We start from the raw sequence: 20353 nt of genomic DNA, 5'->3' as shown, positions 1-20353 counted from the left end.
GCCGTTATGGGCGACTACGTGACCGACCTCGGTGACCTGCGGCTGACGGACGCAGACCGCGTCGGCGGCAAGGGCGCGAATCTCGGGGAGCTGATGGCGGCGCACCTGCCGGTGCCACCCGGGTACGTGATCCTCAAATCCTGCTACGAAGAAGTGATCATCCACGGGCCGCACGGTGCCGAACTCGACGCCTTGCACGCCGAGGCGCTGCAGGCGGCAGCGGAGGGCACTCGCTCCGACGACACGCGACTCGACGAACTGTGCACCCGTATGCGCACACTCGTGCACCGAACACCGGTGGCGGCAGGAGTGCACGACGCCGTGCTGACCGCCTACCACCGGCTCGGCGATGCTGTTTCGGTCGCGGTGCGCTCATCCGCCGTCGGCGAAGACAGCGCGACCGCCTCCTTTGCGGGAATGAACTTGTCGCGGACCAATATTCGCGGCGACGATCGGCTGATGGATGCCGTCGTCGACTGCTGGGCATCCCTGTTCACCCCGCGCGTACTCACCTACCGCGCTCGTCGCGAGATGCACGAACGCCCGGATATCGCGGTAGTGGTGCAACGCATGGTCGCCGCCCGCAGGTCGGGCGTCGCCTTCACCGCCGACCCCGCGACCGGCCGCCGCGATCGCGTGGTCATCGAGGCGGCGCGCGGCCAAGGCGAAGTCGTGGTCTCCGGAGCCACCGAACCCGACACCTACATGCTCGACGCCAAGGGGCCCACGCTGATCGCCGCGCGCACCGGCCACCAGCGATTCGCTGTCGTGCCCGGGCCCGACGGTGACCAGCGAATCCAGCTGAGCGACGAGGAGGCCGCGGCTCAGGTACTCAGCGAAGACGAGGCCTTATCGGTAGCCCGGACGGCCTTGCAGGTACAGCAGCTGCACGGTGGCATCCCGCAGGATGTCGAATGGGCATTCGACGACGAGCGGCTGTGGCTGGTGCAGGCCCGGCCCATCACCACGCTGGCCGGCCGCGCAGATACCGGAACTCCGGCGCGTGCACCAGCCCCCACCCAGGTCCTGTTACGAGGTCTTGCCGCCGCACCCGGCCGAGCCAGCGGCGCCGTCCGGATCTTGTGCTCGCCGTCGGAGGGCTCGACACTGCGCGCCGGCGAGGTACTCGTCGCCGCCATGACCAATCCGGATTGGCTACCGACCATTTCGCGAGCATCGGCCCTGGTCACCGATAGCGGCGGGATGACATGCCATGCCGCGATCGTCGCCCGCGAACTCGGCGTGCCATGCGTGGTCGGTACCCGCACGGCAACCACCACACTCACCGAAGGCGCCGTCGTGACCGTCGACGGGTCGGCGGGTCAGGTGCACGCCGGGCGATCGGAACCGGTGCACGCCGCGCCCAGGCCGGCGGAACCGACCGCCCCGGCGGAACCGACCGCGACCCGCGTCTACGTCAATCTCGCGCTACCGGATGCCGCGGAACGAGTCGCGGCCACCGACGTCGACGGTGTCGGGTTGCTGCGCGCGGAAACGCTGATCACGCAGGCCCTCGACGGACGCCACCCTAGGGATCTGATCGCCCGCGGCGAGCAGGACGCCTTCATCGAACGGCTGTCGGCGCCCTTGCACCGGATCACAGCGGCATTCGCCCCGCGGCCGGTGATCTATCGCGCGACCGATCTACGGAGCAACGAATTCCGTGACCTCGCCGGCGGGACACGCTATGAACCCGACGAACGCAATCCGATGATCGGGTACCGCGGTTGCTACCGCTATATCCGCGAACCCGAGGTCTTCGCGCTCGAACTCACCGCCCTGGCCCTCGTACGCGAGAAAACGCCGAATCTGCACTTGATGATCCCGTTCGTGCGCACCCGCTGGGAGCTGGAGGCCTGCCTCGACCTCGTCGACACCAGCCCGCTGGGCAACCAGCGTGGACTACACCGCTGGGTGATGGCCGAGGTGCCCTCGGTGGTGCACTGGCTCCCCGAATACGTAGGGCTTGGCATCGATGGCGTCTCGATCGGCAGCAACGACCTCACTCAGCTCATGCTCGGCGTCGACCGCGACTCCGCCACCTGCGCAGAGCTGTTCGACGAATCCGACCCCGCCGTACTCGACGCGATCGGCAGGATCGTCGAGACGGCTCGACGGCTGAAGATCACGGCCTCGCTGTGTGGGCAGGCCCCCTCGACACGCCCCGAATTCGCCGAACACCTGGTGCGGATGGGCATCACCTCCATCTCGGTGACGCCGGACGCGGTGCCCGCGGCCCGTCGGGCGATCGCCGCCGCCGAACGGCGCGTGCTGCTCGAGCAGGCGCTTTCGGTGCGAAACGACGCCCGCGTCAGCTCTGACGCACCACGATGACGGGGCACTCCGCCGTATGCAGCAACGCCGCGCTGGTGGAACCGAGCAGCATGCCGGTGAACCCACCGCGGCCGTGGCTACCCACCACGAGCAATTGGGCCTCGTCCGATTGATCGATGAGAGAACGAACCGGCCGGTCACGCACCAGCACACGCCGCACCGGCACCTCCGGGTAGCGCTCGCCGAATCCGGCGAGATTCTCGGCGAGCAAGGCGTCCTCCCGTTCCCCCACCGCATCCCAGCCGGGCACGAGGTCGATACCGCTCGAATCGCTCCACGCGTGCAGCGCGATCAGCCCGACCTTACGGCGCGCGGCCTCCTCGAAGGCGACTTCGACAGCGGGCACGCTGTTGGCGGTTCCGTCCACCCCGACCAGCACGGGCTTTCCCGCGGAGAAGGCGTCGGTCGCCGAAGTCGAACGCACGACCGCGACCGGACAGTGTGCGTGCCGCGTCATCGCCGTGCTCACCGATCCGAGCAACTCGCGCCGATACGCACCGAGCCCGCGTCTGCCGACGACGAGCATTCTCGCGTGCTCGGACCGGGCCAGTAGGTCCGGGACGATCGGCTCGAGGGTCGACTCGGTACTGATCGCCAGCGCCTCCCCCGATGCCGTGGTCCTGGCGACGCGGGCAGCCTCGGTGAGCACCCGTTCCCCGTCCTTGCGCAGCCATTCCATATCGGATTCGGTCAGTGTGGCGCCGAGGCCGAACCCGGGCGGCACAGCGACGGACGTGACGATGTGCAGTCGGGAACGATGCAGCGCGGCGTCGGCCGCGGCCCACGCCGCAGCGTGATACGAGCTGGCCGAACCATCGACGGCGACGACGATGGGCCGATCCGGCGGTTCCCCGTGTGCGGTCGAGTTCTCCGTCATGGCGCTCTCCTCGGTCCCAGGTCCGTCATTCCATGTCCGTTCCGATCGGTCCGCTCAGACGCCGCCATTCGGCCGCCAAGCGAGCGCCACGAATCCGGTCGAGCAACCTTCCGGTAGATAGAGCCAAAACCATTGCGCCAAAACATATTCCGACAAAAATGACCGCGCCGAGCGCGACTCCGGCCCACAGCGCGTCCGAGTACGGCCGGGGTGGTGCGGTTGTCTTCCCGGCCGAATCGAACCACACCGTGACGTGGCTGCCGGGTTCCGCCGCGCCGGGGACCGGGACGGTCGCGCTGCCTTCGCGGCCCTCCCGGCTCCACCGCACCGGCGCTTGGAACCGTGCCCGGGCGTCGTCCTGTCCAGCGACTGTCAGCACCGGTTCCGGTGCGCGCACCACCGTCGCCGTCACGGCGACCTTGGCGGAGTTCTCCACCCGGATTCGCTCCGCGGCCTTCGTGCTGCCGTCCGTGCCCACGACAACGGCGAGCGGCACGGCGATCAGCACTGCCATCGCGGCGAACAGCCGCACCAGTGCCTCCCACCGGTCCGAAGTGCGCATCAGTGGATTGCCGTTCCACGGCCGCCATCGCCACAGGCGAACCGTCCGCGACGGATACCGCGGCACCTTGGATCACCCCTTCGGGGCACGCCTCGTCATGAACCCGAGCGATCCAGCGGATGCACCACCTCGTCGAGCGGGCGGCGCGGCGTGGGCGGGACCGGATCCGCGCTCGGAACCGCCCATCCGATCCGCACGATCATCTGCGGATGCGCGCTGTCGTCGAGAACGTGGGCACGGATGCGTTCTCTGGTGTCGGCCAACTCCATCGGCTCGGTCAATGGGCATGTCGCCAGCCCGAGCGACGTGGCGGTCAACAGCACCGCGCTCGTGGCCTCACCGGCCCGCAGCTGGGACAACCGATCGTCACTGCTGGTGCTCAGCAGGATCATCCGGTCGGCGGCATCGATGTCACGCACCACCGCCTGCGGCAATCCCGGGTTCGAGAAGGGACGCACCGTGGGGTCGGCCTCGGCCGACACCGCGTTGCGCGCCGGCACCCCTTGCGGCACCGCGTGCCTGCCGCTCCACTGAGCGAGTTCGGCGCCGTAGGAGATGTCACGCGCATGTTGCCAAGCCGCCTGTTCGAACGCTCGCAGCAACTGGGTCCGCGCCGGTTCGGCCTCCACATCGCGCACGAGCACTCCGGTCGCCACCCCGGCGGCGACGATGGCCTCGATATGCGCGGGCGGCACCTCCCACGAGCTGAAGCGGCGGCGATCCGTGCTGCGTTTGCCGATGGCGCGCGCCAACTCGACGTGCTCGGGCGTGCATGTGGTCGGACGAAATTCCACGGCGGCGAGATGCTCGGGCGCGGCAGGGTTCGGTAGCCGATGGATCACCGTCTCCCACCCCTCCGCACGAGCGGCGACGCGCAGATGATGCAACGCCGCACCGCAACTCAGCAGCAGGTCACGTCCGTCAGGGTCGGTGTGCGGGAGCCTTCGGCTCTCGTCGGCGTACAGGTGGACGGTCTCACGCCCCAGCCGCCACTGCCACGGCTGGGTGTTGTGCACCGAGGGCGCACGAGATGCCAGCGCCAACGCGGATCGCAGTGTCTCGGAATCGGGGTGTGTTGTCGGCATCGCTTGCCTCTCATCGAGATTCGTCCGGCAGGCGCGAAACCGGATCCGCGGTCGCGCCACCGTCCAGCACGAACTCCGAGCCGATCCGGCGGGTGGCTTCGGTGACCAGGAACCGGTAGGGCTCGCTTTCGCCTGGATTCAGCATCGCGCGAACCAGTGGCGCAGGTGACGGCCGAAGGTCACCGAACAGCGGGCACTCTGGCACGTCACCGGCTACCTGGAACCTGGGCATGCGGCGGCAGTGGGTCGACCACTCGGCACTGAAGAGGACCTATGTCCTCACCCGCGACTGCCAACGTCCATCGCCGCATCGATGTGCCGCGGACCATACTCGGTAGTGCGCGGCTCACCTAGGTCGAGCGCATCGTGCGCCCTCCGGCAGCGCCGAGGAGGACCGATCATGCGGGAATTCGGACTGCCGGCTCTGTACCAGGTGCCCGCCGAGGCGAACCTCACCGACTTGATCGAACGTAACGCCGAGCGGTACCCCGATCTGACCGTCATCTCCCGCAAGGTAGGCGGCCGCTGGCAGGATGTGACCGCTGCCCAGTTCCGCGCCGCGGCGTGGGCGACGGCGAAAGGACTGATCGCCAACGGCGTCCAGGCAGGCGATCGCGTGGCCATCATGTCCCGCACGCGGTACGAGTGGACGTTGGTGGACTTCGCGATCTGGTACGCGGGCGCGATTTCGGTCCCCGTCTATGAAACTTCCTCCGCCGAACAAGTGCAGTGGATCGTGTCCGACTCCGGCGCGTCCGCCATCGTCACAGAGACCGATCACCACACGGCCGTGGTCGCGGCGGTACGCGACCAATTGCCGAAATTGACGCACAGCTGGCAGATCGAGGCCGACGCCATAGCGAACCTGACGGCGGAGGGCGCACGGATCAGCGACGCCACCGTCGTAGAGCGCCGGGCCGCCGTAGCGGCCGATGTGCCGGCGACGATCGTGTATACCTCCGGTACCACCGGCCGCCCGAAAGGGTGTCAGCTGACCCACGGCAACTTCCTCGCCGAACTCGGCAACATCACCGCCCGGATGCCGACGCTGTTCCGCACCGGAGAGTCCTCGGTGCTGTTGTTTCTGCCGCTGGCACATGTGCTCGGCCGAATCGCCGAAGTCGCGGCGGCCTACGTCCCGGTCGACATCGCGCACGTCAGCGATGTCAAAGATGTCACCGCCGAACTCGGCGCGTTCCGGCCGACGTTGATCCTGGGCGTGCCACGAGTCTTCGAGAAGGTGTACAACACCGCACGCGCTCGAGCGGAACTCGCGCACCGCGAGCGCGTCTTCGATCTGGCAGCCACGACCGCCATCGACTACAGCCGGGCCCGGGGCGCCGGGCACATACCGCTCCCGCTGCGGATCCGGCATGCGCTGTTCGACCGGCTGGTGTACCGGCGGCTGCGCGCCGCGCTGGGCGGCCGCGCCACGCACGCCATATCCGGCGGCGCGCCACTCGGCGAACGCCTCGGCAATTTCTACCGCGGAGTCGGATTCACCGTGTTGGAGGGCTACGGGCTGACCGAGACATGTGCGGCCGCCACGTTCAATCCGGACGACCGGCCGAAGATAGGCACGGTCGGCCAACCGCTCCCGGGCTCCTCGGTCCGGATCGATGAGGACGGCGAGATCCTGTTGCGGGGACCGAACGTGTTCACCGGGTATTGGAACAACCCGCGTGCCACCGCCGAGTCGTTCCGCGACGGTTGGTTCGCCACAGGCGACCTCGGCACTCTCGATGAGGACGGGTACCTCACCATCATCGGGCGCAAGAAGGAGATCATCGTGACCGCCGCCGGTAAGAACGTGGCTCCAGCGGTGATCGAAGATCGCATCCGCGCCCACGCCATCATCGGTGAGGTGATCGTCGTAGGCGACGGCAAACCGTTCGTCGGTTGCCTGGTGACCATCGACGATGAGCACTTTTCCCTGTGGAAACAGCTGCATGACAAACCCCAGGACGCCAGTGTCGATGATCTCGCCGCGGACCCCGATCTGCTGGCCGCTGTTCAGGCCGCTGTCGACGACGGCAACCGAGCCGTGTCCCGCGCCGAGGCCGTCCGCAAATTCCGCCTGCTGCACACCCAGCTGACCGAGGACAGCGGATATGTCACCCCATCGTTGAAACTCAAACGCAACCTCGTACTCCGCGACTTCGCCGCAGAGGTCACCGCGATATACAACGAGTGATCGCGAACTCACGCAATGCCCGCCCCAACTTCTCGCCAGAGGTAAACTCTGATTTGCTCGTAGGTGTCCAAATGGTGAACGCAACGGAGTGACCCATGAAGATTTCCGAAGGCGTGGTGGACATGATCGCCCGGACGGCCGGCGCGACGACGGCCGCGGCAGGCGCCGTGGGCGGCGCGGCTGTCAACGGTGTGATCGGCGGCATCCAGGGTGCCGCGATCGGCGTGAAGAAGGGGCTCGGCAGCGGCAGCCACTCGACACCGGCGGCGGCACTGACTTTGGTGGCGATCGGTGCCACGGGTCTGGTGGACTGGCCGGTGCTGCTGGGTGTCGGCGGCGCTACCTTGGTGGTTCAGAAGCTGGGGCAGCGATCGGGCAGGCTGTCGCCGCCCGAGGTCGGTGATCGCGCCGGGCGCCCCGAGCCGCACGCGCGGAGCGGCCAGTCCGCCCGTCGAGACGACGAGCGTCCGATTCCCGCGCCGCAGAGCACGGTCCAGGCGCAGCGCTCGCCGAGCATGCATTAGTCGCACGTGGACCTGCGGTACGCCCCGGTGGGGTCGGCGGCAGGCGTTGTCGACCGCCGTCGCCGACATGCCCCGTGGGTGTTCGCCGCGGGCGGTCGGTAACGGAGTGATCAGTCGACGATCTCGACGACCCCAAGGCGCCACAGCACCGCGTACAGCTCACGCAACGGCACGGCGAGAACCTGCGTCAGCGCGCCCGTCAGCTGATCCGAGCCGCCGCTTGCACCATTTGTCATCACACTGGACACCGTGCGGATGCCAGGCATCGACTTATCGAACAGACTCTTACCGGAAGGCAAAAAATGGCCGAAAAATCGCATACCGGCCACCGGAATGCCGTAGACCGCGTGCTGGCCGCGCAGGGTTTCGCGGTGGAACTGCCGGTAGTGGGCCGGGTCCGCATCCCTCGACCCGAACAGTTGGCGTACTACGGTGCACTCGGCGCGCTGGCTGCGGCGGAGATCATCGAATGGCCCGTCGCGGTGGTCCTCGCGGCCGGTCACTGGCTGGCGCAGGACCAGCACAATCGCGTCGCTCACCAAATCGGCGAAGCCCTCGAAGAGGCCTAGATCCAGCGCTCGGGCCTGTGGCTGTGCTGTCGAGCCTTGAACGCCGAGAGCGCGGGAAGAGGGCGCCAATCGGCGTCGAAGAGGGCGTGGGCGCGAAAGTAGTCGACGGACCGCTCGACGCTGTCGTCGATAAAACATGCTCCCCACCAGAACAGTCCGCATCCCGTCGACAGGTTTCCAATGGTTCGCAGAGCGGATCTGAGGTATTCGTGCTGCCCGCGCGCGTCGAAGGAGAACTCCCGCTCGATGTCGGTGTAGGTACGGTCGTCCCCCGCGATCGGTCTGAAGGGATACGCCGTCTCGCCGATCAACACGCTCTTGTGCGGTCGCGATGCGCAGAGGGATTCGATTCTGCGCAGCCGCGAAATCGTAGCGTCGTGATGCGCCAGGGGATAGAACGACAGCGACACGGCGTCGTAGTCGACGTCGAAATGGTCCGCGTACCGCAACCACCACTCGGCGCCCTCGACGTCGGCGCCGCGGTCGAGATGAACAGAAATAAGGGTGGAATCGGCGGTTTCCCGCACGCCCATCGTCGCCGCGCGCAGGAGTTCGGACAGAATCACCCATTGATCGGCTGGATTCCAGTCGCTCTCGACGCCGTCTTCCGGGTGTAGCCGCGCGCCGCTGCGTGGATCCTGTCCCGGCTCCGCCCACAACATCCCGTTGGTGATTTCGTTGCCGACTTGCACCATGGCCGGCTGGATGCCGTGACGGCGGAACTCGGTGAGGGTGTGCGCAGTGTAGCGGCGAACCTCCTCGATCAGCGTCCGGATCGGCAGCGACGCCCACGCCCTTGGCTTGAACTGTTTACCCGGATCCGCCCAGGTGTCGGAATAGTGCAGAGTGAGACATATCGCGAGTCCGGCGGATCGAGCGGCCTGAGCCAAGCCGATGGCGTGCTCGAGGTTCATCGGCGAGTTGTCGTCGACCCAAACGCTCAGGCGAACGCTGTTCACTCCGTGGTCGGCGAGTGTCGTCGCGACCTCGTACGCGCGTCCACCCGGGCAATGCGACAGATCGACTCCGTGAAAGAAGTTGGTGACGTGCCGGGATGGCCGTCCTGCGGCGAAATCGCGAGTTTGCCGGGCCAACTCGGCTCGAATGTTCGTGTAACTGCCCGATCCGTATCCTCCGTCGGCGAAGTCCAGCCCGAGAAGCAGCCGACAGTAGAATCTGGCTCTCGGATGGCGGCTGTTCCCGATACTGGATTCCGCTCCGGTATGGCGTACGACATCGGGAACGAGGCGGTAGGCGTCGAGCCGCACATCCGCAGCGGCCGGATTGATGGGCAGTTTCCAGAAATAAGGGAACGCATCGTGTCGCTGTACGGACTCCACATGGGCGTACATCTGGAAGTCGAGCGGATCCTTGAGTGGAGTCATGATCTGCAGGAGCTTGACCGCACCCGCGAGTCCGACGAGATACCCCTCGGTACCCGCCCCGCCGATCAGGTCAGCGTAGGAGAACCTGCCGCCGGTCGACCGGATCCGGCCAGGTGTGGCCCTGCTGCTCAGGAAGACGAGATCACAGCCCGGAGGGAGTCCCCACTCATCGACCTCGTGGGGTAGCGGAGAGATCAGCTCGGCGTCGTCCTCGAGCACGATCGCCCACGGAATCCTGTGGTCGACGATATGTCGCCAGAGCCTGATATGACTGATCCCGCAGGCGGCCTCCAGCGACGCCCAGCGGCCGAAGTCCTGGACAACTTCGCCCTGCTCCGGATGATCGAGATCCAGCGTCCGCCCGTCGGTAGCAGGCCACCGCTCGAAGAGCATCCCGTGGCGCGCCAGATTCTCGGAGATCACGGTCAGTCGCTCGGTGTCACGATCGAGATTGACGACAAATGTTCGCATGCATTCCCCCGGCAAACTTGCGCGCGCTTCCGGCGCAACGTGCTTCCTGGTCCGCTTCCCGGGCGAACCATCCTTCGATGCGGCCGACGCCGTGTCGATCCAAAGGGACAGTCCGCCAGATACTTACGGAGACCAACGATAATTTCGGCGCCCCAAGGCGGATATACGAAGAACTTCGTATACCGTTCTCAGCTCGAGCCGATCTCCGGGAACCGGTGCTGCACAATGCTGGAATGGACGCTGCGCCAGGGGGAGACGCCAAACGCATCCACGATCTCGCGTTGCAGATCATCACCGAAAAGGAGCCGGTCCGGGTCTGGCCGCTGCTGATGGAACGCTTGACCACCGATCTACCGTGTGACTTGGCGGTTCTCATCGACCTGAACTGGCGGGCAGGAACCGGCCATGCGCTCACCGGGTCGCCGGACTGGCTACACGAGGCACCGCTCGACGCACTGATCCACGCGCATATGCGGTCTCACCCCCTGCTTCGGCATTATGGGCTGACGCGAGACAAAACCCCGCTGACGATGGACGAGGTAGCCGACGATCGCTGGTGGAAGGGTGAGGCATACCGGGCGGGAAAGGATGCCATCGGCATCGACCGCCAGCTGGCGTTGCCGTTGAGTTCCGAATCCGGCCGGATCCGCGGCGTCATCATGAGCCGCAGCGGTGGCGGCTTCAGCGACCGCGATCTCGAGTACGCCGTGCTCGCCCGCTCGCTGCTCGACACGGTCGAAGCGCATGAGGCGGCAGCCTTCGCACACCACACGATGCGCGCGGATCCCGCGGAGTACAAGATCACTCCCCGGGAGGCGGCGGTGCTCGCGCTCCTGTGCGACGGCCTTACCGCGCATGCCATCGGCACCCGACTCGGGATCAAGGCGGCGACGGTCACGAAACATACCGAGAACCTTTATCGCAAGCTCGGTGTGCACGATCGCATCGCAGCGCTGCGAAAGGCCCAAGCCCTCGACCTCATTCCCCCTACGCCCGGAGAGCAGCGATAACGGTAGGACACACTTCGAAGGCCGTCGCGGCCATACGGGTCGCTGCCTCTCGCGGTGCTCGGACGGCTGTGGGAAGCCTCCCGCGGGACCGGGAACTGAATCGCCCGGTAGGCTGAAACAGATTTCAGCGTGTGTGGAAACTTGGTCGCGCCCAGTCGGGAAGTGCGGAACCGGCAGAGGAGACGGTGGAACATGGTGGCACGAGCGGGGCGGGGGCCTCGGGGGGAACGTGGCGCGCAGGCGGACCGCATCCTCGCAACGGCGCGTAAGTCCTTCGCCGAGCGAGGTTACAGCGGAACCTCGTTGCGAGCCGTAGCGAAGGCCGCCGAAGTAGACCCCACCCTGGTGAACTACTACTTCTCCAACAAGATGGGATTGCTGAAGGCGGCGCTGGAGCCGCCGGAATCCTTCGGTGCGGCAATCGGGGAGGCCGCTCGAGTGCCACTGGAGGAGCGCGGACGGGCCTTTGTCGAGGCGGCGCTGCGCATGTGGGACGATCCGGCCACATCGGAGATCCTGCGGTCGATCATCCTCGCCGCGAGTCACGAGCCCTTCGCCATGGAGCGCCTCCGCGCCGTCTTCTCCGATCTTGTCTTGCAGGCGGTATCGGCGAGCCTTCCCGACGACGAGGCCGGCCTGCGGGCGGACTTGGTGGCCACTCAGATCGTGGGACTGGCCATGACGCGTTATGTCTGGGCCCTCGACAGCATCGCCGATCTGCACACGGAGCAGGTCGTCCGCCTGATCGGGCCGACCGTGCAGCACTACCTCACCGGTCACCTGGGCGCGGATGTCTCGGAGAGCGCCTGAGCGGCGGATGACCCCGCAGGGATGAGTCGGTCGGCGCCGCGGTCGAGTACGACGGCGGCCGCACCATGCTCATCACCCGTTCGCCCCACCGAGCGTGGCGCTCGGGTCGTCGACGACAGATATTTCAGCATGTATGGAAATTGCTCTTGCCTGTAGCGGGGCGCCGGGCGTACCGTTAGCCCGTTAATTTCTGTATATGTGGAAATGAGGATGCCGTGGCTCGGGTAAGAGCAGCCGGTGCGGAGCCCGGTCAGCGTCAGTTGAACGGACCGCAGACCACAGGTCGCGAGTATCGCGACCTGTCCCCCGCTCTCCACGGGACGACCCGCGAGAACAATGTGCCCGTCCCGGTCCGTGACGGCACCCGGCTGCTGGCCGACATTCACCGCCCCGACGCCGACGGCAGATTTCCCGCGCTCATCGCGGCGGCACCCTATCCCCGCCAACTCCAGGACCTCGGTGCCCCCGCGGCGGTCATCGAGGCCGGCACCACCGACTTCTGGGTTCCACGCGGCTACGCCCATGTCATCGCCAACCTTCGTGGCACCGTGGGCTCGGACGGCACCTACACCTTTTTCGACGAGCAGGAGCGCCGGGACCTGTTCGACCTGGTCGAGTGGGTCGCCGGGCAGCCGTGGTGCGACGGCAACGTGGGCATGATCGGCATCAGCTACTACGCCATGACCCAGATGGAGGCGGCCACCCAGCGCCCACCTCATCTCAAGGCCCTGTTCCCGTTCAATGTCACCGTCCAGGCCTGGGAAGCCTCTTACCACAACGGCCTGTTGAGCCAGGCTTTCATCACCCCGTGGTTCCGTGCGCTAGGCGTCCTGTCGGCCCACGGCGACTCTCTCTACCGCAAGGGCCTGTCCCGCCTCCTGCGCAGAATTCTCGCGATTCCCGCCGTCCACCGCCGGTTCAGGCACACCGACGGCGTCCAGGCGACTCTCGGCCTGCGGCTGGTCAGCCGCTTCCGCCACGATGCCCACCCATGGGAGACCCTGCTGAACGCCGTGGCCACCGAACACCCCACCCGAGATGCGTGGTGGGACGACCGTGACCTGACCGAATTGCTGTCCCGCGTCGACATCCCCGTCTACCTCGGCGGCGAGTGGTCCAACGTCCCGCTCCATCTACCCGGCCTCTTCCAAGCCTGGAAGGCCCTCCCCCACAACCCGCACGTGCGCATGACCATGCTCGGGGAGCACAGCTTGCCCTGGCCATGGGAGAGCATGCACATCGAGGCCCTCGCCTGGTTCGACCACTGGCTCAAAGGGCGGGACACCGGCATTCTCGAAGGCCCCGCCATCCGCTACTGGCTGCCCGGGGCCGAACGGTGGCTCACCGCCGACTCCTGGCCCCCGCCTGCGACACACATGGCCTTGTCCCTCAACTCCGACGGCTCCCTCACTGGCGACGAGCAACCGGGCGAGCGCAGCTACGCCACGGACGGCGCGAATGCCATGCCCGCAGAACTGAGTTGGACCAGCGATCCCCTTCTCGGCGACCTCGACATGGTCGGCCACCCTGAGCTACGGCTCACCGCCACCAGCAGTGCGGCCGACACGGGATGGATCCTGCTCCTGCAAGACGTCGGACCGGACGGCAAAGCCATCGACGTCACCCAGGGCTGGCTGCGAGCCGGCATGCGCTACGTCGACGAGGACGCGAGCGCGACGGGCAGGCCCGTCCTCCCGATGAGGACGTGGGATCCCGTCCCTGCCGGGGAGCCGGTCGACTACCGCATCCCGCTGGTGGCCAACGCCCGCCGATTCCGCCGCGGGCACCGCATCCGGCTCGTCCTCACCAGTGACGACAGCCGCGAGGATTTCCGCCCCATGCTGCTGTTCAGTCACGCCCCCGTCGGCAGCCCAAGCGTCAATACGGTGCACTCCAGATCACGTCTGCTCCTGCCGATCCTGGAAGGAGAGTGAACAGGACGGCCCGACAATTCGCCCGGCGCTCCCCTCGTCTACGACCGGACACGGCAAGAGCACACCTGTACCGGGTGGCACCTCGAGCCACCCATATCGCCTGCGGCTGGCGGCCCCGGACCTGAAAGCGGGCCCGCGCCGAACCGCTGGACGGAGGCGTCGACATCGGGGAGATCCAGATCGTCGGCGTCAGCCCTACCCCCGAGCCGAGGGGCTGCATTCGAGCCTCATATGAGGCAGGCAGCAATCAGCTATGTCCACCGCCCTGACATCCAGGGACCAATCCTCGACATCGACAACAGGAGATGATCGCCATGACCGCAACAACCATCCTCGCAGCTTTGCTCGCGTTCGTTCTGCTAGGGGCCGGTACAACCATGACCCTGGCCCTCAGCTTCCAACGCGACACCGCGGCGCACCTCGGATTCAGCGTCAACGCCTTCCGCCGTATCGGGGCCTTGGAGTTGCTCGGTGCGATCGGAGTACTCCTGGGGCTGACGATCCCCGCCGTCGGCGCCCTCGCCGCAGTGGGCGTCGTGGCGCTGATGGTCGGCGCCGCTATCAGCCATCTCCGCGTTCGCGACCGGTTCGCGCAGCTGATTCCAGCGCTCGCGATCGCTGCCGTCGCGGTCGCGTATCTGATTTCAGTTGGGCAACAGGCAGTTTCGTGAGGGACGTACCCGACGCAGGAATACGAGCGGACCGTCGCGTTCGACGTGACGCAGCGCCCGCACTTCACCGCCATTGTGCACGGGGCTCCGGAGTAGCGAGCCTGTCGAGCGGCCCGGCTTGACATCCGTCGCAAAAGTGTGTGCACTTTAGCGAGTTCTTGATTCCTAAGGGGTTTCCATGTCGTCGCAGCAGTGGTGTCTAGTCCAGTTCGCCGGGAGCAACCGAGCGCAGCCGAGTGTCGGCGTGCTCGCCGACGGCGAAGTCGGTCGGGCGCCGGAGCCGCTGTCGGGTCTCACTCTGTTGGACGTTCTCGATCGGTGGGCCGAGTTCACGCCCCTGCTCCAGAACTTCCAGCCGTCAGCGCTCGAGGTCGTACCGGATGTCCAGCTCGTCGCACCTCTCACCTACCCCCGCAAGGTCATCTGCGCCGGGGCGAACTACTACGGACACGCGGAGGAGATGGGCACACAGCGTCCGGATCCGGACGGTGAGCCCTTCTTCTTCCTCAAGCCACCCACCACGACGGTCCTGGGCGCGCACGACGACGTGCGTCTGCCGGAACGCGCCGACGTGGACTGGGAGGTCGAGTTGGCCGTCGTCATCGGCGCAGGCGGTCACGATATCGATGAGCGCGCGGCCCTCGATCACGTGGCGGGCTACACGGTCGCCAACGACCTGTCCGCTCGGGGACTGTTCCCGAGGAAAGACGCGGTCCTCGCACCATTCGGCTGGGACTGGTTCCAGCACAAGGCATTCGACGGGTCGTGCCCATTGGGGCCCGGACTCGTGCCCAGCTGGCAGATCGGCGATCCGCACGACCTCACGCTTCGGCTGACGGTCAACGGGGAGATCAAGCAGGAAGCGTCCACCGCCGACATGGTGATCACGGTGCCGCGGTTGATCGCCGCCGCGAGCCGCGTGCTGACCCTCGAGCCGGGTGACGTCATCCTGACCGGTACGCCGGCCGGTGTCGGCCTGCCGCGCAAGACTTTCCTGAACGCAGGCGACCTGGTCGTCAGCGAGATCGACGGCCTCGGTCGACTGGAGAACAGAATGGTCGCGGCATGACCGGGAGCGTCCATCGTCGATGAGGGCAGGGACCATGCCATCCCACGAGTCGATCTCTTCGGCCGAGAACGTGCTCACGCTCCTCGTCGCTCTGCGCGAGAACGGTAGGTTGCGCGTGGCCGACGCCGCGGAACTGCTCGCGGTGACGCCTCCCACCGCACACCGGCTGTTGTCCACCCTCAAAAGGCACCGGTTCGCCGAACAGGATCGCAAACGCGCCTACCTGCCGGGACCACGGCTGACGAAATTCCCGTGGGGCGCCGAGCCACCACACGACCTCGGCGTCCTCGGCCATCCCTCTCTGGCCGACCTTTCGCGGCGGTCGGGCTGTACGACTTTCCTGGTGACCCTGGAGGGCAACGGCTGCCGGTTCATCGACGGCGTCGAGAGCAGCCACGCCCACCGTGTCCGGAATCGTGTCGGGCACTTGCTGCCCGCACACACCACATCGGGCGGCAAGGTGCTCCTGGCCCAGCTTCCCGACAGCGAACTGGTCGCGCTCTACCCCGACCGCCACGTCCGAATGCGTGATGGCTCGGCGCGTGAACTCGCCGCGCTCCGTCGTGAACTCGGGGTCGTCCGCAGGCAGGGTTATGCCCTGTGCCTGGAGACGAACGAGCAGTGTGTGAACGCCGTCGGCGTCCCGGTCACCTCCCGGACCGGCGTGGTCATGGCGGCGGTCGTGTTGGCGTGCCCTTCGGCGGCCTCCAGCCGCAGGCACCTCGTCGACCTCGTACCCGACGTCCGGGCGACCGCGTCCGCGATCGCCGAGAACTTCGCCTGAAGGTCGGGCCTCGCCTCGCGCTGGTCACTCCAGCGTTGACGCATTCCCCCGGCCGCGGTCACTTATCGGCTGACCGACCGCGGCCAGGCCCTACCGCCCCGCCATGAACCCGGCGATCCGGACAGGCCCATAGTCGGTCGCGGCGGTGCGGTCGGCACCGAGCGGCGGCGCCTCCGGTGACAACCGCAACACGCCCTGATCACGTAGCCTTGGTCACGCGAAAACCGGGGCCACGTCGAAGAAGACACGATAGCTATCGATCAGTCCGCTGCCACCGACAGTCCAGATCGACACCACCGGGATGGAGACCTCTCGGCCATCTTTACGCGTATAGGTGACAACCAGCTCGACGATGGTGTCGTTGCCCACGACCCACTCGTGGACGATCTCGTGATGCATCCGCTGAGCATGTCGAAGAAGCCGACAGTGCCCGCCTCGACCGCCTCGCGGCCCTCGAGAACGGGGCCGTTGCCGAAGGTCGTCCTGCCATCACGGGCGAAAAGCTCCGCAAAGGCCTTGGAGTCGAGAGTGTCGACCGCGTGGAACACGGCGGCGGTCAAAGCGCTGGTCATAATTGGATCCTTTCGAGATGAACTGCATACACCTTGACCCGACCCAGTTACGCCCGGCCATCTCCCTGAGCACGAATTTCGCTGTGCGGAATGAACCGCCCGAAGCGTCGATTTCCGCCCCGGGCTTGGCACCCGAACTGAAAGTGCATACAGTTATTCGGTGACCTCTTCCACCACCCAACCCATCGAAGTCCGGGTTTCCGACGCAGCGCGGGCCATGGCCACCATGGGGCTGGTCGACGCGTTCGGGCATGTATCCGCCAGGGACTTCGACCACATGGTGATCACACCTGCCGCGGATCTCGAGACCGTCGAGGCGTCGAACTGCATCCGCGTCCCGTTGAACGCGACGTCATTGCCCCCCGGATGCCCGGCCGAGGCGTGGGCCCATTTGGCCCTCTACCACCGTTTCCCGGCGACCGGAGCGATCGCGCGGGCCCAGCCGGCGGCATCGCTGCCTGTCGGCATGCTCGCCGACCGCATCGCACCGACCCACGGCCAGGCGTGCTGGCTGGGCGATTCCGTGCCGGTGTACCCCTCCGCGCTACTGGTCCGCGAAGCCGACCGCGGCCGGCGACTCGCCGAGGCGATCGGGGCGTCGGACGCGCTCATTCTGCGTGGCAACGGCGCGATCACGATGGCAGCCGACCCCGCCACCGCAGTCGCCACCATGTCGGTGCTTGCCGCCGCGTGCGCCGTCTGGCTCGAGACGAGGGACGCACCAGTCGCCGCCATGTCGGCGGAAGAGATTCGCTCATGGCAAGCCGTCAAACACGAACTACTGCCCAGACTGGGGGCACACCTGCTGCGCAAAGCGGCGACGACGCGCGCCGCCCGATGATCCCACGCGCGTATGCCACCCAACGCTCAACGCTGCTGGACTCCGGTCTCGTCGCCATGCCGACCGGACTGGATCGGATTGCGGCGGAAGTGAATTCGGGCGTGCGCGGTGCCCGATGAGGCGCACGGCCCCGCGCAGGAACGCGGGGCCGTCGCCGAAGTTCCGGACGTCAGCTCATGGGCAGCGTGACGGACGCTTCTCCACCGGAGACCCGACGGATGGCCGCGAGCGTTGCGCCGACCGCCGCTATGTACTGCGTCGTCATTTCCTCGGCGTACGCCGCCTCCTCGGGAGAACCACTCTGTACGCCTTCGAGCACCAGCGCGAAGCTGAACCGGAGGAACAGCTCCCCCTCGTCTTCCTCGATGTCGTTGACGATCGTGCCGAGGACCGGCCCCGAGATGCGCGTGAAAATCACCCGCTGCTGCGGCTGGAGGCTGACTCGCTCGGAATAGCGGTCGCCGAACAGCTCGATCTCGCGCTCGAACGTCATGTCATCGAGGCGAGCGGTGACGAGGCAGTAGGACATGGCCGGCACGAAGGGCAGCGCGTTGTCGGCCTTCATGGCCAGGCCCTGCCACACGGCAGTCCGATCGAGCGTGGGCTCGCCGGTCTCGTTGACCGGGAGGCGGTGAGTGACGTAGATCATTTGGTGACTTCCTGTGCGAGTGCGTTCTGGGCGGAGATCTGGTCGTGCACGCTGGCTATATCGAGTTCTCCCCAACCGTCGGCCAAGGCCTGGTCGAAGACCGCTTTGGCCGCCTCGAACACCGGCCGACGCTCGCCGAGGTCGTCCAGGTGCGCCTCGATCTGGTCGAGGATCTCGTGCAACGTCGCGATGGGCCCGGGAGCGGGCAGCCATGAGCGTTGCGCCATTACGGGACCCCGCTGCTCGAGCAGCGCCGAGCCCGCGATGGACATCCCAAGGGCGCACTGGACCACCTCGAGGTCCAAGTTGTCGCGGCGGGCCAGCACGATCGCTTCCGCGGCCGCCACCGTATGGGTCGCCACCAGCATGGAGGAGATGTACTTCAGGTGGGTGCCGGTCCCGAAGTCACCGGTTCTGACCCAGGGCCCCGAGATGGCGTCCAAGACGTCGGCGACTCGATCGATCGCGTCCGCCGCTCCGGAGGCGAAGATCCTGGCCAGCCGCGGGCCGACCATTCCGGGGCTGCCGCTGATCGGACAGTCGAGCATGGTGGCCCCGGAATGCTGGAGCTGACGCATGAGTGCGAGCTTGCGCGTCACCGGGATCGTGCTCATCTCGAGGTGGATCGCTCCGGGGCGCATCGTCGACAGCGTGCCCTCGGGTCCGCCGACCACGCGCTCGACGTCATCCGCGGTCGGCAGGATCGACACAATGACCTCGCACGAGGTGGCCAGTTCCGCCGGCGACGACGCGAGGGTGCCGCCCGCGGCCTCTAGCTCGGGACACTCGATGCTGCGCCGGTACCCCACGACGTCGAACCCCCGGGCCAGCAAGTTCTCAGCGATTGGCAGGCCCATCTTGCCCAGTCCGATGACTCCGATACTTCTCACATTGGTCACGTCCTCACGAGTTTTCGCGCGGGGAGGGGGACGCCTTCGTCGACGCCACGACCCCGAAATACTGTATGCAGTTTACGCGGACGACATCCGAAAGAGAAGGAATATGTATACACATCGCTTACGCTAGGGGTATGAGTCGCAAAGTGCTCGTCCCGCACATCACCAGGGTGGAACTACCCGAGGCACGCCAAGCTATCCCGTATGTCCATGCCTACCTGCGCGAAAGGATTCTCGACGGCACGCTGCGGCCTGGGACGAAGCTCTCACAGGTGTCGCTGGCCGAGCAGCTCGGTGTCAGCCGCACACCGTTGCGCGAGGTGCTGCGGATGCTGCAAGAGGAGGGCCTGGTCCAGATCGAACCGAACCAGCGCACCCGCGTCTCCATGCTCGACCCGCGTGAGCTCGACGAGATCTACGCGAGCCGAGTCGTGCTCGAGTCGCTGGCCGTCGCCATGACAGTGGACAGCTTCGACGATGCCGCCCGAGATCGCGCGACCGAGCAACTGGCGGCCATGCGCGTGGCCGCGGAGGAAGGTGAGACCGAGCGCTGGTTCGTCATCCACTCGGCGTTCCACCGCACGATCACCTGCGGCGCCGGTGACACCATGCAAAAGCAGTTGCGTCAACTGGCCGACCGGTGTGTCCGGTACATCCGGATCTACCAGGGGGGCGAGCCGAACAGCTGGCACAAGGCCGGTGATCACGAACACGCGCAGATTCTGTCCGCGCTGGTGGAGGGCGCCAAGGCCTCGGCCCAAGCCCGCATGGCGAGTCACTTGGCCCACACCGCTTTCAAAGTATTGAGCGACACCTCGCCCGACTACCAGCCGACCGCTGTGCCATTGGCCCTGGAGATGGTCGGCGTTCCGGACTGACGGGTGAGCAACCGCCGGGAAGCCGATGATCTTCGCGATGAGGTCGAGGCCCGGCTCGCGCCGTGGCACCAGCAGCCCGCGCGGCGGTTGCGCAGCCACCCCCGGTCACCACTGCCGATGGTGAAGTGGTGACCGGGGGCGGTGGGGGTCAGGACAGGGTGGTGACTTCCAGGTCACCGTCGGCGTACTGGGCGCGTAGCCGCTTCTTGTCGAACTTGCCCACACTGGTCTTGGGGAC

General features: G+C 66.8%; 20 protein-coding genes and 2 pseudogenes. 12 read left to right on the top strand and 10 right to left on the bottom strand.

Annotated features, from left to right (window positions below):
- Window positions 1–6 precede the first annotated feature (6 nt).
- Window positions 7–2334, top strand: a complete 2328-nt coding sequence (gene ppsA / locus ACWEH3_RS27130) for a phosphoenolpyruvate synthase (protein ID WP_450021293.1) — start codon at window positions 7–9, stop codon at window positions 2332–2334.
- Here ppsA and ACWEH3_RS27125 read toward each other — a convergent pair.
- Genes ACWEH3_RS27125 through ACWEH3_RS27110 form a run of 4 tightly spaced genes read right to left on the bottom strand, consistent with a single transcriptional unit; the run spans window position 2312 to window position 5003 of the window.
- Window positions 2312–3211, bottom strand: coding sequence for a universal stress protein (locus tag ACWEH3_RS27125; protein WP_450021295.1), 900 nt, complete (start codon window positions 3209–3211; stop codon window positions 2312–2314). The genes ppsA and ACWEH3_RS27125 overlap by 23 nt on opposite strands.
- A 25-nt stretch (window positions 3212–3236) precedes the next feature.
- The gene (locus tag ACWEH3_RS27120) at window positions 3237–3839 is read right to left on the bottom strand and encodes an Rv1733c family protein (RefSeq protein ID WP_450021297.1); all 603 of its coding nucleotides are present in this window, start codon (window positions 3837–3839) and stop codon (window positions 3237–3239) included.
- Window positions 3840–3868: 29 nt separating this feature from the next.
- Window positions 3869–4858 carry an Acg family FMN-binding oxidoreductase gene (locus tag ACWEH3_RS27115; protein WP_450021299.1) on the bottom strand — a complete coding sequence of 330 codons (990 nt, stop codon included), beginning with the start codon at window positions 4856–4858 and terminating at the stop codon, window positions 3869–3871.
- A gap of 10 nt (window positions 4859–4868) precedes the next feature.
- Window positions 4869–5003, bottom strand: coding sequence for a hypothetical protein (locus ACWEH3_RS27110; RefSeq protein WP_450021301.1), 135 nt, complete (start codon window positions 5001–5003; stop codon window positions 4869–4871).
- Window positions 5004–5258: 255 nt separating this feature from the next.
- Between ACWEH3_RS27110 and ACWEH3_RS27105 the strand changes: the two genes are divergently transcribed.
- Window positions 5259–7052, top strand: a complete 1794-nt coding sequence (locus ACWEH3_RS27105) for an AMP-dependent synthetase/ligase (RefSeq protein ID WP_450021303.1) — start codon at window positions 5259–5261, stop codon at window positions 7050–7052.
- 95 nt (window positions 7053–7147) lie between these two features.
- Window positions 7148–7576 (top strand): hypothetical protein, encoded by a 429-nt coding sequence (locus tag ACWEH3_RS27100; RefSeq protein WP_450021305.1) that lies wholly within the window; start codon window positions 7148–7150, stop codon window positions 7574–7576.
- Between the two features lie 110 nt (window positions 7577–7686).
- Here the strand turns inward: ACWEH3_RS27100 and ACWEH3_RS27095 are convergent, their stop codons facing one another.
- Window positions 7687–7812, bottom strand: a complete 126-nt coding sequence (locus ACWEH3_RS27095; protein ID WP_452358406.1) for an Rv1535 domain-containing protein — start codon at window positions 7810–7812, stop codon at window positions 7687–7689.
- A 66-nt stretch (window positions 7813–7878) separates the two neighbouring features.
- On the opposite strand from ACWEH3_RS27095, the gene ACWEH3_RS27090 reads away from it, so the two are divergent.
- Window positions 7879–8145, top strand: a complete 267-nt coding sequence (locus ACWEH3_RS27090) for a hypothetical protein (protein WP_355078183.1) — start codon at window positions 7879–7881, stop codon at window positions 8143–8145.
- Here ACWEH3_RS27090 and ACWEH3_RS27085 read toward each other — a convergent pair.
- Complete coding sequence (locus tag ACWEH3_RS27085) at window positions 8142–10001, bottom strand: glycosyl hydrolase 53 family protein (protein WP_450021310.1); 1860 nt, start codon at window positions 9999–10001, stop codon at window positions 8142–8144. The two genes, ACWEH3_RS27090 and ACWEH3_RS27085, sit on opposite strands and share 4 nt — an antisense overlap.
- Window positions 10002–10078: 77 nt before the next feature.
- On the opposite strand from ACWEH3_RS27085, the gene ACWEH3_RS27080 reads away from it, so the two are divergent.
- From ACWEH3_RS27080 to ACWEH3_RS27055, 6 genes are all read left to right on the top strand, one after another.
- Complete coding sequence (locus ACWEH3_RS27080) at window positions 10079–11011, top strand: response regulator transcription factor (protein ID WP_450021312.1); 933 nt, start codon at window positions 10079–10081, stop codon at window positions 11009–11011.
- Window positions 11012–11203: 192 nt separating this feature from the next.
- The gene (locus tag ACWEH3_RS27075; RefSeq protein ID WP_450021314.1) at window positions 11204–11821 is read left to right on the top strand and encodes a TetR/AcrR family transcriptional regulator; all 618 of its coding nucleotides are present in this window, start codon (window positions 11204–11206) and stop codon (window positions 11819–11821) included.
- A gap of 215 nt (window positions 11822–12036) precedes the next feature.
- Window positions 12037–13755: a CocE/NonD family hydrolase gene (locus tag ACWEH3_RS27070; protein ID WP_450021316.1), complete on the top strand. Its 1719-nt coding sequence runs from the start codon at window positions 12037–12039 to the stop codon at window positions 13753–13755.
- Window positions 13756–14060: 305 nt separating this feature from the next.
- On the top strand, window positions 14061–14426 hold the full coding sequence (locus ACWEH3_RS27065) for a DoxX family protein (protein WP_450021318.1): 366 nt from the start codon (window positions 14061–14063) through the stop codon (window positions 14424–14426).
- Between the two features lie 178 nt (window positions 14427–14604).
- The gene (locus ACWEH3_RS27060; RefSeq protein WP_450021320.1) at window positions 14605–15495 is read left to right on the top strand and encodes a fumarylacetoacetate hydrolase family protein; all 891 of its coding nucleotides are present in this window, start codon (window positions 14605–14607) and stop codon (window positions 15493–15495) included.
- A gap of 34 nt (window positions 15496–15529) precedes the next feature.
- Window positions 15530–16279: an IclR family transcriptional regulator gene (locus ACWEH3_RS27055; RefSeq protein WP_450021322.1), complete on the top strand. Its 750-nt coding sequence runs from the start codon at window positions 15530–15532 to the stop codon at window positions 16277–16279.
- A 213-nt stretch (window positions 16280–16492) separates the two neighbouring features.
- Here the strand turns inward: ACWEH3_RS27055 and ACWEH3_RS27050 are convergent.
- Window positions 16493–16750, bottom strand: a pseudogene (locus ACWEH3_RS27050) (nuclear transport factor 2 family protein); the annotation flags it as partial.
- Window positions 16714–16851: pseudogene (locus ACWEH3_RS27045) on the bottom strand (nuclear transport factor 2 family protein); the annotation flags it as partial. The pseudogenes ACWEH3_RS27050 and ACWEH3_RS27045, both read right to left, overlap by 37 nt.
- A 160-nt stretch (window positions 16852–17011) precedes the next feature.
- Between ACWEH3_RS27045 and ACWEH3_RS27040 the strand changes: the two are divergent.
- A complete protein-coding gene (locus ACWEH3_RS27040; RefSeq protein ID WP_450021324.1) occupies window positions 17012–17692 on the top strand; it encodes a class II aldolase/adducin family protein in 681 nt (226 codons plus the stop codon).
- Between the two features lie 169 nt (window positions 17693–17861).
- Here the strand turns inward: ACWEH3_RS27040 and ACWEH3_RS27035 are convergent, their stop codons facing one another.
- Window positions 17862–18341 (bottom strand): SRPBCC family protein, encoded by a 480-nt coding sequence (locus ACWEH3_RS27035; protein WP_450021326.1) that lies wholly within the window; start codon window positions 18339–18341, stop codon window positions 17862–17864.
- Entirely contained in the window at window positions 18338–19231 is an 894-nt protein-coding gene (locus tag ACWEH3_RS27030; RefSeq protein WP_450021328.1) for an NAD(P)-dependent oxidoreductase, read from the bottom strand. The genes ACWEH3_RS27035 and ACWEH3_RS27030 overlap by 4 nt, the downstream gene beginning before the upstream one ends.
- A 140-nt stretch (window positions 19232–19371) precedes the next feature.
- Between ACWEH3_RS27030 and ACWEH3_RS27025 the strand changes: the two genes are divergently transcribed.
- Entirely contained in the window at window positions 19372–20115 is a 744-nt protein-coding gene (locus ACWEH3_RS27025) for a GntR family transcriptional regulator (RefSeq protein ID WP_450021330.1), read from the top strand.
- Window positions 20116–20353 lie beyond the last annotated feature (238 nt).

It is taken from the genome of Nocardia sp. NPDC004718 (genome assembly GCF_053601535.1).
The sequence above is the reverse complement of the archived record's forward strand: the minus strand, read 5'-3'. Positions and strand labels throughout refer to the sequence as shown.

Bases quoted from the DNA above. Each gene is read 5' to 3' on its own strand.
- ACWEH3_RS27080 (WP_450021312.1), top strand. From the start codon at position 10,079: ATGCGGCCGACGCCGTGTCGATCCAAAGGGACAGTCCGCCAGATACTT.
- ACWEH3_RS27105 (WP_450021303.1), top strand. From the start codon at position 5,259: ATGCGGGAATTCGGACTGCCGGCTCTGTACCAGGTGCCCGCCGAGGCG.
- ACWEH3_RS27025 (WP_450021330.1), top strand. From the start codon at position 19,372: ATGAGTCGCAAAGTGCTCGTCCCGCACATCACCAGGGTGGAACTACCC.
- ppsA (WP_450021293.1), top strand. From the start codon at position 7: ATGGGCGACTACGTGACCGACCTCGGTGACCTGCGGCTGACGGACGCA.
- ACWEH3_RS27075 (WP_450021314.1), top strand. From the start codon at position 11,204: ATGGTGGCACGAGCGGGGCGGGGGCCTCGGGGGGAACGTGGCGCGCAG.
- ACWEH3_RS27110 (WP_450021301.1), bottom strand. From the start codon at position 5,003: ATGCTGAATCCAGGCGAAAGCGAGCCCTACCGGTTCCTGGTCACCGAA.
- ACWEH3_RS27115 (WP_450021299.1), bottom strand. From the start codon at position 4,858: ATGCCGACAACACACCCCGATTCCGAGACACTGCGATCCGCGTTGGCG.
- ACWEH3_RS27060 (WP_450021320.1), top strand. From the start codon at position 14,605: ATGTCGTCGCAGCAGTGGTGTCTAGTCCAGTTCGCCGGGAGCAACCGA.
- ACWEH3_RS27065 (WP_450021318.1), top strand. From the start codon at position 14,061: ATGATCGCCATGACCGCAACAACCATCCTCGCAGCTTTGCTCGCGTTC.
- ACWEH3_RS27100 (WP_450021305.1), top strand. From the start codon at position 7,148: ATGAAGATTTCCGAAGGCGTGGTGGACATGATCGCCCGGACGGCCGGC.
- ACWEH3_RS27090 (WP_355078183.1), top strand. From the start codon at position 7,879: ATGGCCGAAAAATCGCATACCGGCCACCGGAATGCCGTAGACCGCGTG.
- ACWEH3_RS27055 (WP_450021322.1), top strand. From the start codon at position 15,530: ATGCCATCCCACGAGTCGATCTCTTCGGCCGAGAACGTGCTCACGCTC.
- ACWEH3_RS27035 (WP_450021326.1), bottom strand. From the start codon at position 18,341: ATGATCTACGTCACTCACCGCCTCCCGGTCAACGAGACCGGCGAGCCC.
- ACWEH3_RS27125 (WP_450021295.1), bottom strand. From the start codon at position 3,211: ATGACGGAGAACTCGACCGCACACGGGGAACCGCCGGATCGGCCCATC.
- ACWEH3_RS27095 (WP_452358406.1), bottom strand. From the start codon at position 7,812: ATGACAAATGGTGCAAGCGGCGGCTCGGATCAGCTGACGGGCGCGCTG.
- ACWEH3_RS27085 (WP_450021310.1), bottom strand. From the start codon at position 10,001: ATGCGAACATTTGTCGTCAATCTCGATCGTGACACCGAGCGACTGACC.